Annotated in this window: 12 protein-coding genes and 2 pseudogenes; 8 read left to right on the forward strand and 6 right to left on the reverse strand. The window is 62.3% G+C overall.

All coding sequences use genetic code 11. The annotated features are described in order from the left end of the window. Window positions 1-59: 59 nt before the first annotated feature. The 3 genes and pseudogenes from KRX12_RS10995 to KRX12_RS03065 form a co-directional block, all read right to left on the reverse strand. Window positions 60-236 (reverse strand): annotated as a pseudogene (locus KRX12_RS10995) (ATP-dependent helicase); the annotation flags it as partial. Window positions 237-358: 122 nt separating this feature from the next. Beyond that, window positions 359-1,784 (reverse strand): annotated as a pseudogene (locus KRX12_RS03060) (DEAD/DEAH box helicase); the annotation flags it as partial. Then, window positions 1,781-2,020, reverse strand: coding sequence for a DUF3039 domain-containing protein (locus KRX12_RS03065; RefSeq protein ID WP_151528623.1), 240 nt, complete (start codon window positions 2,018-2,020; stop codon window positions 1,781-1,783). The pseudogene KRX12_RS03060 and the gene KRX12_RS03065, both read right to left, overlap by 4 nt. A gap of 72 nt (window positions 2,021-2,092) precedes the next feature. Between KRX12_RS03065 and KRX12_RS03070 the strand changes: the two genes are divergently transcribed. The 6 genes from KRX12_RS03070 to galE all read left to right on the forward strand — a co-directional run bounded on the left by KRX12_RS03070 (window position 2,093) and on the right by galE (window position 7,707). After that, the gene (locus tag KRX12_RS03070) at window positions 2,093-2,569 is read left to right on the forward strand and encodes a DUF3099 domain-containing protein (protein WP_218365715.1); all 477 of its coding nucleotides are present in this window, start codon (window positions 2,093-2,095) and stop codon (window positions 2,567-2,569) included. Between the two features lie 14 nt (window positions 2,570-2,583). Further along, complete coding sequence (locus KRX12_RS03075; protein ID WP_218365717.1) at window positions 2,584-4,095, forward strand: methyltransferase; 1,512 nt, start codon at window positions 2,584-2,586, stop codon at window positions 4,093-4,095. A 40-nt stretch (window positions 4,096-4,135) separates the two neighbouring features. Then, entirely contained in the window at window positions 4,136-4,576 is a 441-nt protein-coding gene (gene dtd, locus KRX12_RS03080) for a D-aminoacyl-tRNA deacylase (RefSeq protein WP_218363389.1), read from the forward strand. 143 nt (window positions 4,577-4,719) lie between these two features. After that, window positions 4,720-5,712: a sigma-70 family RNA polymerase sigma factor gene (locus KRX12_RS03085; RefSeq protein WP_151528619.1), complete on the forward strand. Its 993-nt coding sequence runs from the start codon at window positions 4,720-4,722 to the stop codon at window positions 5,710-5,712. A 170-nt stretch (window positions 5,713-5,882) separates the two neighbouring features. After that, window positions 5,883-6,563, forward strand: a complete 681-nt coding sequence (locus KRX12_RS03090) for a metal-dependent transcriptional regulator (protein ID WP_218365719.1) — start codon at window positions 5,883-5,885, stop codon at window positions 6,561-6,563. Window positions 6,564-6,723: 160 nt separating this feature from the next. Further along, complete coding sequence (galE, locus tag KRX12_RS03095) at window positions 6,724-7,707, forward strand: UDP-glucose 4-epimerase GalE (protein ID WP_218365721.1); 984 nt, start codon at window positions 6,724-6,726, stop codon at window positions 7,705-7,707. A 141-nt stretch (window positions 7,708-7,848) separates the two neighbouring features. On the opposite strand, the gene KRX12_RS03100 is transcribed toward galE, so the two are convergent. Beyond that, entirely contained in the window at window positions 7,849-8,931 is a 1,083-nt protein-coding gene (locus KRX12_RS03100; RefSeq protein WP_218365723.1) for a DUF4192 domain-containing protein, read from the reverse strand. Between the two features lie 360 nt (window positions 8,932-9,291). Between KRX12_RS03100 and KRX12_RS03105 the strand changes: the two genes are divergently transcribed. Both KRX12_RS03105 and KRX12_RS03110 read left to right on the forward strand, forming a co-directional pair. Beyond that, window positions 9,292-10,464, forward strand: coding sequence for a PAC2 family protein (locus KRX12_RS03105; protein WP_218365724.1), 1,173 nt, complete (start codon window positions 9,292-9,294; stop codon window positions 10,462-10,464). 88 nt (window positions 10,465-10,552) lie between these two features. Then, entirely contained in the window at window positions 10,553-13,096 is a 2,544-nt protein-coding gene (locus tag KRX12_RS03110; RefSeq protein ID WP_218365725.1) for a DEAD/DEAH box helicase, read from the forward strand. 140 nt (window positions 13,097-13,236) lie between these two features. Here KRX12_RS03110 and KRX12_RS03115 read toward each other — a convergent pair whose 3' ends face one another. Both KRX12_RS03115 and KRX12_RS03120 read right to left on the reverse strand, forming a co-directional pair. Beyond that, window positions 13,237-13,761, reverse strand: a complete 525-nt coding sequence (locus KRX12_RS03115; protein WP_151528613.1) for a carboxymuconolactone decarboxylase family protein — start codon at window positions 13,759-13,761, stop codon at window positions 13,237-13,239. Window positions 13,762-13,764: 3 nt separating this feature from the next. Next, on the reverse strand, window positions 13,765-14,361 hold the full coding sequence (locus tag KRX12_RS03120; RefSeq protein ID WP_151548720.1) for a peroxiredoxin: 597 nt from the start codon (window positions 14,359-14,361) through the stop codon (window positions 13,765-13,767). Window positions 14,362-14,533: the final 172 nt, after the last annotated feature.

Here is a 14,533-nt window from a genome sequence, read left to right on the forward strand (position 1 = left end):
CATATTCACATTAAGCGCAGCTCCACACTCGGGTCCAGCGGGCGAAAGCTGCGCGGGGATTACCACTGGCGCAGGAAATTAATACGCGCCCGCAGCTGTTCCGCCGAACACAATGCCGTGGGTGGGCCGCCGCAGGCTCGCCGCGCTTCATTATGAATAGCGCCGTGTGGCCGACCCGTGCGGGAACTCGTAATCGAGACCACCGCATTAAGCTGCTTGCGCAGCTCGGGGATCAAAGCGGCGTCCTCATCCGAGCTTTCTGCGCTGCGTGTCGACGCCTGCTCGCTGCCCTGCATTCGCTCTGCCGACGAGGACGATGTCACCGGATGAGCAGCGGACTGCGCGGACTGGGACATCTCCTCGGCTTGGCGTTTTTTCAGCAGCTGCCGCATTTGCTCGGCATCGAGCAGCCCTGGGAGGCCGAGATAGTCTTGCTCGGCCTCGCCGATGCTGGCGGTGCCATAGGTGGAGCCGTCGAAAATGAGCGAGTCCAACTCGGCCTCGGCACCAAGAGACTGGTAGGAGGGATCCTCCTCGCCGGGCTCGTTCTTTTCTTTATTGGCCTCGGCGAGCAGCTCATCATCCCAGCCCTCCTTGGGCCGGTCGGGCTTGCCCAGCACGTGATCGCGGGAGACCTCGAGCTTTGCGGCCAGGTCGAGTAGCACGGGCACGGAGGGCAAAAACACCGAGGCGTTTTCGCCCGGCATGCGCGAACGCACGAAACGCCCGATGGCCTGAGCGAAGAACAGCGGCGTGGAGGCCGAGGTGGCATAGACGCCCACCGCGAGGCGCGGCACGTCCACGCCCTCGGAGACCATACGCACCGCCACCATCCACTCATCGGTGGAATTGGAGAATTCCTCGATGCGCTCGGAGGCGCCGGCTTCATCGGAGAGCACCACCGTCACCGGCGTGGAGGAGAGTTTTTCTAGGGCGCGGGCATAGGCGCGTGCCGCAGTTTTATTGGAGGCGATCACCAGCCCGCCGGCATCCGGCATGTTCTGGCGCAGCTGCCCCAACCGGGTGTGTGCCGCCTGCAGCACCGCGGGGATCCAATCCCCCTTCGGGTCGAGGGCGGTGCGCCAGGCGCGGGCGGTCTGTTCCGCATTCAGTGGCTCGCCGAGCCGAGCAGCGTATTCCTCGCCGGCACTATCGCGCCAGCGGGCCTCGCCCGAATAGGCCAAGAACACCACTGGGCGCACCACGCCGTCACGCAGCGCATTGGAGTAGCCATAGGTGTAATCCGCCGCCGATTTCAGGTTTCCTTCGCCATCGTCTTCGTAGCGCACGAAGGGGATGGCGGCATCGTCGGAGCGGAAGGGAGTACCGGTGAGGCACAGTCGCCGCTCCGCGTCGCGGTAGGCGGTGGCGATGCCATCGCCCCAGCTTTTCGCGTCGCCACCGTGGTGCACCTCGTCCAGAATCACCAAGGTGCGCTTATTGGTGGCCAGTTGATAGTGCTTATAGGGGTGCATGGCCACCTGGGCATAGGTAACCACGATGCCCTGATAGGAGGGGTTAATCGCGCCGCTATTGGAGAAGGCGGGGTCTAAGGTGATGCCATTACGTTGCGCCGAGCCCGCCCACTGCACCTTGAGGTGTTCGGTAGGAACAACCACGATCACGCGATCTACCGTGCGCTTATTGAGCAGCTCTGTAGCGAGCCGCAGCGCGAAGGTGGTTTTACCGGCACCCGGGGTTGCGACCGCAAGGAAGTCCTTGGGCTGGGTGCGCTCATATTTGGTGAGGGCGGCCTGCTGCCAGGCGCGAAGGTTAGCACTCACTTGCGGCGCAGACCTCGGAAAATCTGCTCGCAGTCGGGGCACACGGGAGAACCCGGCTTGGCTTGCTTGGTCACGGGAAAGGTTTCCCCGCACAGGGCCACAACCATTTTGCCGCTCACGGCGGAGTCGACAATCTGATCCTTCTTCACGTAGTGGAAGAACTTCGGCGTGTCGTCGTCGGTGCCGGTGTTCTCCCTGATGTCGGGACGCTCGATGGTAGTTGTCTGAGTACTCACCTGAACCATCATGCCCGAAAAGTGTCGTCTTCTCATCCTCCCCCGTAGGAGGAAGGGCTAGGCTTGAACACGATGACTGAAGATGAGGGAAACGTTGCTGAACCGGCCGAGGATCGCTCGGCCGAGGAGACGGCGTCGACACGCGGCCGCCTCAGCGCTCTGCGACGCCGCATGCGCAAAGCAGAGCTCATCACTGATGCCCGCCGCACCCCGGCACAAAACTATCGCCACCGTAAAACCGTGTACGCGATTTTGCAGGGTTCTCGTATCCCTTTTTTGTTCCTCAGCGCCGCCACCTATTTCTTTTGGGAGAATATGGTGGTCTCCGGTGTGCTTTTTGTGATCTCTACCCTGCTGCCGTGGGTGGCGGTGGTGATTGCCAATGGCGCCGGTGAGCCGGAAGATAAGCGGCATCCGCGCCAGTACAAACCGGAGGTGCGCCGCGCCCAGCGTGCCGCCGAACACCAGGCTCTGAATCAGCGCTCTACGCGCCGTGAGCTGGGACCGGGCACCGGCGAGTACATCATTATTGACGCAGACGACGACTAGACAAGGCCTTTGTAGTGACTACCTCTCTCGCCGCGCGCGTGGGTGCCGATCTGGGCGATGTATGCGCCCGCATCGGCTATAGCCACGCCGGTATTGCCAGCTCCCTCGGCCCCGCCGCCTTCGCCGCCCTTGGCCGCGGCGAGCCTGCCGCGGTGCGCCGCGTATTAGCCTCCACCGCGCTGCACGACGCCATCCGGCTCTTTATTCTGCACGACCCCCTTCCCCGCGCACGCTGCGAGACCCTGCTGAGCAGGTCGCTTATCGACGCCCTCCTCGAGCTGTCCTGGGCCGAAGAGGACACCGCCGGTCTGCGGGTGCTCATTGATGTCCGCCCCATCGACCGCGGCAAGCGTGGTGGTCTGGTGTTTTCCGATATGGATGCCTCCATGGTGGAGCACATCCCCGGCAAGGATCATGTGCTCGGTGTGGGTGCGGCCTCGTTGTCTCTGGCGGAGGCCGTGCCGCGCTCAGCGGTGTCGAGCGTGCTCGATCTTGGTTGCGGCTCGGGGGTGCAGCTGGTGCTGCAGGCCGACTATGCAGAGAATCTCACCGGCAGCGATATCTCGGAGCGGGCGCTGCGCTTTGCCCACGCCACTCTGGCGGCATCGGGGGTGGATGCGGAGCTGCTGCAGGGGCCGTGGTTCGAGCCGGTGCAGCAGCGTCATTTTGAGCGCATCGTGGCCAATCCGCCTTTCGTGGTGGGGCCTGCGGCCATTGCACACGTCTACCGTGATTCTGGCGCCGAGCTCGATGGCGCCACCGAGCTCGTGGTGCGCCAGGCCTGCGAGCATCTCGAAAAAGACGGCAGCGCCCACCTCGTGGGGGCATGGGTGTTGAACGCAGACAGCTGGGCGCAGCGCGTGAGCTCGTGGGTGCCGCCCACCGGCTATGCCGTGTGGGTGCTCGAGCGCGATCGCGTGGATGCGCCGCGCTACGTCTCCACCTGGTTGAAGGATGAATCCATCGACCCACGCAGCGAGGAGGGGCAACGCCGCACCGAGCAGTGGCTCTCCCACTTCGATGCCCACGGCGTCACGGGAGTGGGCTTCGGCTTCATTCATATCCAACGGCTCGCGGAGGACACCCCGAGCGAGGTGATGTGTGAGGATTTCTCGGCCGCCTCCACTACTGGTTTGGGCGAGGAGGTCGAGGAGTATTTCCTCCGCACCTCCTGGCTGCGCGAACAAGATGCCAGCTCCATGCTGTCGAGCCGTTATCAGCTGCGTCCCGGGGTCTGCATCGATCGCATCAGTCGCGCCGACACCGAATCCGGTATCGGGATGAAGGCCGAAAGCATCCATATCGCCCGCACCGAGGGCCCCCGCTTTAGCCACGAAATCGACGAGGCCGTCGCCTCCCTCGTCGCTGGGCTGCACCCACAGGGTCTGCCCCTTGCGGAGATCGTGGAACTCTACGCGGCCACCGAAGAGATCGATCCCACGGAGATCGTGCAGCCGGTCATCGCCGTGATGGTGGATCTTATCCGCCACGGCCTGGTGCTTCCCGCCGAGTTGCTCGCCGACTAAGACCATCCACCCCACCTACGGCTGAAGGAGTTATATCGCCATGAAAGCAGTATTGACCCGCGTCACCGAGGCCGCCGTCACCGTCGAGGGCCGCACCGTCGGCGCTATCGACTGCCCCACAACCGGTGGGCTCTTGGCCCTCGTGGGAGTCGCCCGCGACGACACCGACGCCGATGTGGAACTCATGGCCCGCAAGATCGCTGAACTTCGGATTCTCGACGGCGAGCGCAGCGTGGAGTCCTGCTCCGCCCCGGTATTGCTCGTCAGCCAATTCACCCTCATGGGGCGGACGAAAAAGGGGCGGCGTCCCTCGTGGTCCGATGCGGCGGGCGGCGCCGAGGCCGAGCCGCGCATCGCGGCGATTGCCGCGCTCCTCCAGCAGCGGGGCATCCCTGTAGAAACCGGACAATTCGGTGCCTATATGAAAGTGTCCTCCGTTAATGATGGCCCGTTTACGGTGTTGGTGGACACCACATCATAGGTAACTAACCACAAATAGGGGGAGCGAGGTGAACGCATCACCCCAGCTCGCAGCGTAGGGGCAGCAGTTTTGCTAGCGGTGGAACTAAATCGGTCGTCGTGGCGTTAAACAAAATGACATTCTCGATGGAGCAGGAGGCGCCAATGAGCTCTGCAGCTGAAGCCGCACGAGCGACCGATAACGAAGCCGGTGATACCCGAGGACGACGCAATCAGACGAATGACAATCCTGCCGCCGATCTCGTCCGTGTGTATCTCAATGGTATTGGCAAGACCGCGCTGCTCACCGCCGAAGACGAAGTAGAACTGGCCAAGGCGATCGAGGTTGGCCTTTATGCCGATTATTTGCTGAAAAACAGCACCGATCTCACCCGCGCGAAAAAGCGCGATCTGAAGATCTTGGCCAAGGAAGGGCGCAAGTCGCGCGCCCACCTGCTCGAGGCGAATCTCCGCCTCGTGGTCTCATTGGCTAAGCGCTACACCGGTCGCGGTATGCCGCTTTTGGATCTGATCCAGGAGGGAAACCTCGGGTTGATCCGTGCCATGGAAAAGTTCGACTACGCCAAAGGTTTTAAATTCTCCACCTACGCCACTTGGTGGATTCGCCAAGCCATTACTCGTGGCATGGCGGATCAGTCCCGCACCATCCGCCTACCCGTGCACTTGGTGGAGCAGGTAAATAAGCTCTCCCGCATCAAGCGCGAGCTTTACCAGCACCTCGGCCGCGAGGCCACCAATGAGGAATTGGCCGAAGAGTCCGGCATTGATGAGGCCAAGATCGAGCTGTTGCTCCGCCAATCCCGCGATCCGGTGAGTCTCGACATGCCGGTGGGCGCCGATGAAGAAGCCCCCTTGGGCGACTTCATTGAAGACTATGACGCCACCGATGCCGAGACCGCCGTGGTGGCCTCCTTGCGGCACTCCGATATTCGCGCGGTACTCGGTACTCTCGAGCAGCGCGAGCAGGATGTGATCAAGCTGCGCTATGGCTTGGACGATGGCGTGCCCCGCACCCTCGATCAGATCGGGCGCCGCTTCGGGCTCTCCCGGGAGCGCGTCCGCCAAATCGAGCGGGAAGTCATGTCGAAGCTGCGCGACGGCGACCGCGCCGACAAGCTACGCGCCTACGCGCTCTAGACGCAGAGGGACTCACGCTGGGCCGCCACCGGCCCCAGCGCGCGTCTCTGCAACGGATAGCTGCACGCAGTAAGCTAGATTAAATTACAGGGACTAACAATTGTGATGTCCTCTTATCGCCACAGACCATGGGGCTATAAGAGGAGCGAACAGAGAAGGGCTATAGCTTCGTGAAGGATCTTGTCGATACCACCGAGATGTATTTGCGGACGATCTACGAGCTCGAAGAAGAGGGCATTATTCCCCTTCGAGCACGCATCGCCGAGCGTTTGGAGCAGTCCGGCCCCACCGTGAGCCAGACGGTAGCCCGCATGGAGCGCGACGGGCTGGTGGTGGTCGCCAATGACCGCAGCCTCCATTTGACCTCCGATGGCCGCCAGCGGGCGATCGCGGTGATGCGCAAGCATCGCCTCGCTGAGTGCCTTCTTACTGACGTCATTGGCTACGACATCGAGAAGGTTCACGATGAGGCCTGCCGCTGGGAGCATGTGATGAGCGACGAGGTCGAGCGCCGCCTGCTGGACGTGCTGCCCAATGTGGACCGCTCCCCCTTCGGCAACCCGATCCCAGGTCTTGATCGTCTGGGCCGCCGCGAGCACGTCGAACCGGATCACGGCACCCGCATCGTGGACTTGGCAGAAAACACCGATCACAAGGTGCGGATCGTGCAGGTCAATGAGATCCTCCAAGTCAATGATGACGAGATGAAGCGCCTGATCGCCGCGGGAATTTGCACCGGAAGCGCGGTCACGGTCTATCACGACCGCAATGGCGTTACGTTCAAGACCGAGGATAAAGAGGTACGCCTCTCCCCTGCCTTGAGTCACGCCGTGCGAGTCGAAAAGGCCTAGTCCCTCACGTAGTTGTATTCACTTTTCTCCGCCCCTCGTCGGTGCCATTGTGGTGCCCGCGCGGGGCGGAGAGCTATGTGTACGGTCGCGCTGCGTAGTGTGAGCAGCGCCCTATCGGCAGACGTCCGACGTGTAACTGAGAATGAGTAGGCTGGAGTCTATGAACATTCTGGTCACTGGAGGCGCCGGCTACGTAGGTAGCGTGTGCGCTCAGGTTTTCATTGAACAAGGACATTCCGTCACCGTCATCGACAACTTCTCCACCGGAAACCGCGAGGCTGTGCCCGCCGAGGCCACACTCGTGGAAGGCGATGTTCGCGATGTCGCTGCCACTGTGCTCCGCGAGCACAACATCGACGCCGTGGCCCACTTCGCGGCCCGCTCGCTCGTGGGCGAGTCTGTGGAAAAGCCCGAGGAATACTGGCAACACAATCTCGTCACCACTCTCGCGCTTCTCGACGCCATGCGCGAGAACGGGGTGAACAATCTGGTGTTCTCCTCCACCGCCGCCACCTACGGCGAGCCGAAGACAGTGCCCATCACCGAGGACATGCCCACCGCCCCCACCAACCCCTACGGCGCGACCAAGCTGTCCATCGACTACGCGATCACCAGCTACTGCCACGCCTATGGCCTGGGGGCAACCAGCCTGCGCTACTTCAATGTGGCGGGGGCCTATGGCACGATCGGCGAAAACCGCGAGGTGGAAACCCACCTCATCCCGCTGGTGCTGCAGGTGGCGCTGGGCCACCGCGATAAGATCATGATCTTCGGCGATGACTGGCCCACCGAGGATGGCACCTGCGTGCGCGACTATATTCACATCCGCGATCTCGCGGACGCACACCTTTTGGCACTGGAGTCCAATAGCTCTGGCGAGCACCGCATCTTCAACCTGGGCTCGGGTGAAGGCTACTCGGTGGCCCAGGTGATCGATGCCTGCCGCGAGGTGACCGGCCACCCGATCCCCGCCGAGGTCGCACCCCGGCGCGCCGGTGATCCCGCTACTCTCATCGCTTCCTCGGCCAAGGCGATGGACCAGCTCGGCTGGACCCCCACCCGCACAGATCTGCGCACCATTGTCCAGGATGCGTGGTCCTTTACCTCGCAGCTGGGAGATCGGGCCTATAGTGCGCGGCGATAACGAGCGTGTCTGCGCCCTAGCACTCCCATAGCGCAGAGCGATAGCGAGAGGCGGCAGCCCAGTGTGGTTGCCGCCTTTCGCGCTGTCAGGGCCTGGCTCGGCCGCCTCGATTCGAGCCAGCGGTGGCTCTCTCCGCTAGGGCTAGCTGCATCGGGCGCGGTGAATGCCGACGCTGGAGCACAGCTGCTCGGCGGCCTCGGTGCAGGCGGTGACCGAGTCTGTGATGAGCCCGTGCATATAGGCATTAAAGAGCAGTTGGGCCAGGGTGTGTCCCTGCTCTTCTTCTTGGGCGCAGCCCAATGCGGCGGGCACGACTGTCATCCACTGTCGGGCTGCGGCTTCGAGGGCGAGCAGGCTGAGTGCATTGGCCCGAATCGTGCCGGAAAAGACGTGCGCGGCTGCCTGAAGGGCGCGGTAGAGCACCATGGATGAGGTGTTGCCGACCGCGACGATGGCCATATCTCGGAGGGCGCGATCGGCGAGACAGGATCCCAGCAGCTCGAGGAAGGCAAGATCCTCTTTGATCTCCTCCACCGTGACCTCGGCGGGCAGTTGATCGAGCGCGGCGAAGAACTCCTCCACGAGCGCATAGGGGGCGCTGTCTTTGTCCTCGCTGTCGTAGAGATCCATCACTTTGTTCTCCAGCGCCCAGGACCAGAGGCGGGACTGCTCCTCGGAGATAGCCTCGGTATCGCGTCGGAATTGCCCAAGGAAACTCTCGCGATCCAGCTCCGGTAGCTCTTCGCCGCGGGCGATGAGTTCCCGCATCGATGAGGTGCGCTCCAGCGGTGGGATCACATCATCGCGCAGATGGTGCTTCCAGGAGGAGATCGCTGCGACGGTATCGGAGACGAACTCTAAACGCACCTGCTCGCCTGCGGCGATCTCATAGGTGGACCACAGGGCCCCGAGCGGAATCTCAGCAGCGCGGCAGTGTGTGTCCACCTGCTGGGCGAGTGCACGGCTATTGCCCTGGCGGACGATGAAAGCAAGGAAGAAATCACTATCGAGGGCGTCGAGAGTCTCGGAGATGGCGTCGATACGCTCGAGATCGCTGAGGCTTAAGCGCGCGATGGGACCGGAGGTGACCGTGGCTGTCGTCTGCCCAGGCTGCGGGGAGTTGAGGTGGAAGCCGGCCAGCACGAGGGAGTCCTGCGGGAAGAAGCCGAGGGTGGCGGGGATGGAGGCGAGAAAGGAACCGGGAGAGAAATGCTGTGTGCTCATGGCAGGTATCGTTGCCGAGGATCGCGCGGACGACAGCCCCTATGCCCGTTTTCGGCGCTGTGCTGTGGATGGCGCAGAGTTATCCACAGCCTCCCGTGTGGCCGCAGTCCTGCCAGTGGGGTGAGATGCGCTATGGTTATCCGGCTATGCGGTATGCGAAAATAGCGCCACCGACGCGCACCCTGCGAAGACCCGCACTGGGAATAGCAGGCGCGGCTCTGGCGTTGTTGCTCACATCAGGACAGCATCCGCACGGTGCTGGACGCGTTAGCGGGAGAGAAAAACACTAAGCTAATAACACAGGCGTAACTAACGCGCCGGCAGGTGTGTTCCGCCCGCTCTATGACCTAAGGAGGCACGATGGCACGAGACGATTTCTCGATGTACGAACTGGAGTACCCTTCTCCAGAGCTGTCTTCCTCCGCCGAGCGAGACAGCGATGGCGATAGCACTCCGGGGCTGACGATGTTGATTGCTTTGGAGGGCTACGCTGATGCTGGCCGCGCCGTGGAGATGGTATCGCGGCATTTGCTCTCCGCCTTGGACCATCGCCTCATTGCCTCGTTTAACAATGATGAGCTCATTGACTATCGTTCCCGCCGCCCGCCGGTGGCGATCGATCAGCAGCGCGTAGTCGAGATCGATGATCTCAAGCTCACGCTCAATGTGGTGCGCGATACTACCGGCCGGTCCTTTCTGCTGCTCTCCGGCCCGGAGCCGGATTTGCGCTGGCAGGCGTTTAGCAAGGCTGTGGCCGATCTGGCGGAGCGCTATGGTGTGGAACAAACTATTGCGCTCTACGCTGCCCCCATGTCGGTGCCGCATACCCGCCCACTGATTGTGTCGGCCCACGGCAATGATCCGCAGCTGGTTCAGCCGCTCTACACCATGGATTCCCAGATCATCGTGCCCGGCGCGGCGGCACTGCATATCGAGCGGCTGCTCAATAAGCGGGGCCGCAATGTGGCCGGCTATACCGCGCATGTGCCGCACTATGTCTCCGCCTCGGAGTATCCGGAGGCCGCGTTGAGTCTTTTGCACGCCATTGGTGATGTCGGTGAGCTGGTGCTGCCGCTGAAGTCCTTGCAGGCCGATGCCGAGCGGGTCAAGCGCGATTTGGCGGAGCAGACGTTTAACTCCCAGGAGATTCAGCAGGTGGTCTCCTCCCTGGAGGAGCAGTACGACGAGCAGCTGGCGCGCTTCCGCGAAGCTAATCCCCAAGCGCTGATTCCCCGGAACGTGGAGATTCCCTCCTCCGAGGAGCTGGGGGCGGAGTTTGAGGAGTTTCTTGCCTCCGTTGCCAGCGATGCCTCGGCTGCCGCCGACAGCGAGGACAGCGCCCAGGACGCCGCCGAGGATGGGCAGCCCCGCACCCGCTGGCAGGCCATGCTGGAGCGTCTCGGCGGCGAGGAGCACAGTATGTATCACGCCGAGCCTCAGCAGGAGGAGCCCCAGCCGGGCGCGGAGGACTCCGTTGCGGAGGATTCCGGCGAGGAAGCCGATAGCGGCGAGGGCGATAGCGAGTCCCACTAAGCGGGCGGACGCCCCGCAGCTACCCTTCGCGCTTGGCTGCGAGGGGCCTGCGGCACCGCGGCAGCGAGGCTAGGTAGTCTGAGTAAGTGTGAAAACGACGCTAACTCAGTTCCTGCCGGATCTCGCCGAAGTACCCGAGTCGCTGCTTGATGAATCAGTATTCGATTCCTATCTGCGCTGGGTAGACGATAGCGGGATGAGCCTCTACCCCGCCCAGGAGGAAGCGTCGCTGGGGATTCTCGCCGGCGATAATGTTATTCTCGCCACCCCCACGGGCTCGGGTAAGTCCATGGTGGCGATCGCCGCGGCCTTCATCGCGATGGCCCGTGGCCAGCGCTCCTACTACACCGCCCCCATTAAGGCGTTGGTGAGCGAGAAGTTCTTCGCCCTCTGCGATATTTTCGGCCCCGAGCAGGTGGGGATGATGACTGGCGATGCCACCGTCAATGGCTCGGCGCCCATCATCTGCGCGACCGCGGAGATCGTGGCCAATATCGCCCTCCGCGATGGCGCGGATGCCGCCATCGACCAGGTGATCATGGACGAGTTCCACTACTACTCCGATCCCCAACGCGGCTGGGCGTGGCAGGTGCCGCTACTCGAGCTGCCCAAGGCCCAGTTTTTGTTAATGTCCGCCACCCTGGGCGATACCACGCACCTAGAAAAGGATCTCAGCGAGCGCACTGGCCGCGATACCACCCTGGTCGCCGGGGCGACGCGGCCAGTTCCGCTGGAGTTTTCCTATGTGTATACCCCGGTACACGAGACCATCGAGAAGCTGATCTCGCAGGACAAAGCCCCCATCTATGTGGTGCACTTCACCCAACGCGAGGCCACCGAGCGCGCCCAAGCGCTGACCTCGCTGAAGGTCATTAACGATGAGGAAAAGAAAAAGATCGCCGAGGAGATCGGCTCCTTCCGCTTCTCTACCCGTTTTGGCACCACCTTGTCCTCGCTGCTGCGCAAGGGCATCGGCATTCACCATGCCGGCATGCTGCCGAAGTATCGCCGCCTCGTCGAACGCCTCTCCCAGACCGGGCTCTTAAAGGTCATCTGCGGCACCGACACCCTAGGTGTGGGCATCAACGTGCCCATTCGCACCGTGTTGATGACGGGGCTGGTGAAATTCGACGGCCAGCGCCAACGCCTCGTGAAATCGCGGGAATTCCACCAGATCGCCGGGCGCGCGGGCCGGGCCGGCTTCGACACGGTGGGCACCGTGGTTATTGAAGCGCCGGAGCATGAGATCGAAAACTATAAGCTGCGCAAGCGGGCCGGCCAGGATGAGGCGAAGCTGAAGAAGCTCCGCAAAAAGGCTGCCCCGAAGGGCGAGGTGACGTGGACGGACACCACCTATGAGCGGCTTATCGACGCCGAGCCGGAGAACATGCACTCCCAATTTAGGGTGTCGCACTCCATGCTGCTCAACCTGCTCGCCCGCGAGGGCGATGGGCTCCACCACATCACGGAGTTGATCCGGCGCACCCATGACCCGCGCGCTAAACAGAACACCGAGTTACTTACCTCTATCGACTTGATTAAGGGCTTGGTGGCGACAGGTATCGTCGATAAGCATGCGGGGAGTGGCCCGCATGAGGAGCGCTATCAGCTCACCGCCGAGCTGCAGCGAGACTTTGCGCTCAACCAGCCTCTGGCGCCCTTTGCCATCGCCGCACTGGAGGTACTGGACCCGGAATCGGAGACCTTCGCACTCGATGTGATCTCGGTATTTGAGGCGATTCTGGAAAATCCCCGACAGCTGCTGGTCGGCCAGGAACGCGCCGCGCGCGGGGCGGAGATTCAGGCGCTCAAAGCGGAGGGCTACGACTATCACGATCGCATGGCGATGATCGAGGAGATCACCTATCCGCAGCCGCTGAAGGAGCTGCTGGAGCAGACCTACGACACCTATGCCGAAACCCAGCCCTGGGTAAAAGAGTTTGAGTTAAAGCCGAAGTCTGTGGTGCGGGAAATGATCGACAAGGCCATGACCTTCTCCGATCTCGTCTCCACCTATCAGCTGGCCCGCTCGGAAGGCGTGGTGTTGCGCTATCTCACCGATGCGTGGCGCACCCTCGAGCACTCGGTACCGCCGGAATACCGCACCGAGCAGGTGGACGACATCATTGTGTGGCTGGGCGAGCTGGTGCGCCAGGTCGATTCCTCGCTCTTGGATGAGTGGGCCCACATGGCCGATCCCGACCAGCCCATCGATCAGGACACCGTAGATCAGCAGGTGGCCTTCGGGGTGGAGGATCCGAGCGCGCTCAGCGCGAATCGCCGCGCCTTCACCATCATGGTGCGCAATTACTTCTTCCGCCTCACTCAGCTCTTCGCCTATGAGGAGGAGGACGCCCTCGCCCAGATGGTCGACTATCTCGACGAGGCCCCCGACTTCCCCGCTGCCATGGACGCCTATTTCGACGAGTACGCGGACATGGATGTGGGCCCAGAGGCGCGCGGCCCCGAATACTTCCACCTCAGCCAGAATGGGCGCAGCTGGTCGGTGCGGCAAATATTCAAAGACCCCGAGGGCGATAACTCCTTCGCGCTCCAGGGCGTCGTGGATCTCGATGCCTCCGATGCGGCCGGCGAGGTGCAGCTCAGCGCCCTAGAGATCGACTACCACTAAACAGCACCCGCCGGAGAGAGACCACCGCGCTCGCCTCGGACCACGAACGGTACTGGGCAGCGCGGTGTCCGTGTGTAGACACACAAAAGACGACGCTCCATCGGTGGTGATGGGCGTCGTCTCGGTGCGAGAATCGGCTCTTAGCGAGCAGCCTCAATCTCTACAGCTTGGGCAACAGCCTGGACGGTGGCGGCGACCTTCACGGCCTCCCAGACCTGTTCCTTGGTCAGGCCCTCTTCGCGCACGGTCTTGTCGTGGGCGACAGAGCAGTGCTCGCAGCCGTTGATGGTGGACACGGCGAGGGAGTACAGCTCGAAATCGGCCTTATCGATGCCCGGCTTCGCGATGATGTTCATGCGCAGACCGAACTTCACCTTGGCGTAGTCATCGCCCAGCCAGCCCTTGGCGCGGTAGGCAACGTTATTCATCGCCATGATGGTGGCGGAGCCCAAGGCGGCGTCGAAAGCCTCCTCGGAGAGGTGCTCCTTGGCCTCGTCGGCGATCTCGGAGAACACCGTCTCGTTGCGGGTAGCGGCGGCGGAGGCCACGAGGGCGCCCCACAGCTGCTGCTCGTTGAGCTCAGAGGTGCGGGTCAAAGAACCCAGGTTGAGCTTGACGTCCTTGGCGTAATCGGGCAGGGACGAACGCAGGTTATCAATCGACATCTATTACTTCAGACCTTCCTGGAGCACGTCCATCTTGTTGATGTTCTTGGTGGGGTCATTAGCTTCCCAGTTGCAGGCGCAGACCTCTTCGGACTGCAGAGCGTCGAGGGCACGCAGCACCTCGTCGACGTTACGGCCCACAGCGTCCGGGGTCACGGACACGAACTGGATCACACCATCGGGATCGATGATGAAGGTGGCGCGGTCAGCGACACCATCAGCGTTTTCCACACCGAGGGTGCGGATAAGCTCGTGCTTGACGTCGGAGAACATCGGGAAAGGAACGCCCTTGAGCTCCGGGTGGGTGGCACGCCAGTTGAAGTGAGCGAACTCGTTATCGGTGGAGCCGCCCAGCACCTGGGTGTCGCGATCCAGGAACTCCTCGTTCAGCTTGCCGAAGGCAGCGATCTCGGTCGGGCACACGAAGGTGAAGTCCTTGGGGTAGAAGAACACAACCTTCCACTGACCCTCGTACTTGTCGAGGGAGACAGTCTCGAAATAATCCTCGGGAGAGGTGGCGTTGGCCTCGTGCAGGTCGCCGCCCTTAAGAGCAGTGAGCTCGAACTCAGGGAACTTTTCTCCAACGGTCATGATAGCCATGTGTTTTCCTCCAAATATCGCTGATGCGATGTAGCAATGTACAAGCGGTGCAGACAGCCGTGATGGTGACTGCAGTGCAGACAACAACTGTCCGCGGGCTTTAATTGCAACTCCGATGGCCGCGGCTGACGCCCCTTCACCCGAACGTGAGGCATATCACCTCTGTCTGGCT

Origin of the sequence: Corynebacterium sp. TAE3-ERU2, assembly GCF_019209955.1 — a bacterium.
Lineage (GTDB): Bacteria > Actinomycetota > Actinomycetes > Mycobacteriales > Mycobacteriaceae > Corynebacterium > Corynebacterium megadyptis.

What these genes read in the sequence shown, in the direction of transcription:
- KRX12_RS03115 (WP_151528613.1), bottom strand. Translation starts at nt 13,761, where the DNA reads ATGTCGATTGATAACCTGCGTTCGTCCCTGCCCGATTACGCCAAGGAC.
- KRX12_RS03105 (WP_218365724.1), top strand. Translation starts at nt 9,292, where the DNA reads ATGGCACGAGACGATTTCTCGATGTACGAACTGGAGTACCCTTCTCCA.
- KRX12_RS03070 (WP_218365715.1), top strand. Translation starts at nt 2,093, where the DNA reads ATGACTGAAGATGAGGGAAACGTTGCTGAACCGGCCGAGGATCGCTCG.
- KRX12_RS03120 (WP_151548720.1), bottom strand. Translation starts at nt 14,361, where the DNA reads ATGGCTATCATGACCGTTGGAGAAAAGTTCCCTGAGTTCGAGCTCACT.
- KRX12_RS03085 (WP_151528619.1), top strand. Translation starts at nt 4,720, where the DNA reads ATGAGCTCTGCAGCTGAAGCCGCACGAGCGACCGATAACGAAGCCGGT.
- galE (WP_218365721.1), top strand. Translation starts at nt 6,724, where the DNA reads ATGAACATTCTGGTCACTGGAGGCGCCGGCTACGTAGGTAGCGTGTGC.
- dtd (WP_218363389.1), top strand. Translation starts at nt 4,136, where the DNA reads ATGAAAGCAGTATTGACCCGCGTCACCGAGGCCGCCGTCACCGTCGAG.
- KRX12_RS03100 (WP_218365723.1), bottom strand. Translation starts at nt 8,931, where the DNA reads ATGAGCACACAGCATTTCTCTCCCGGTTCCTTTCTCGCCTCCATCCCC.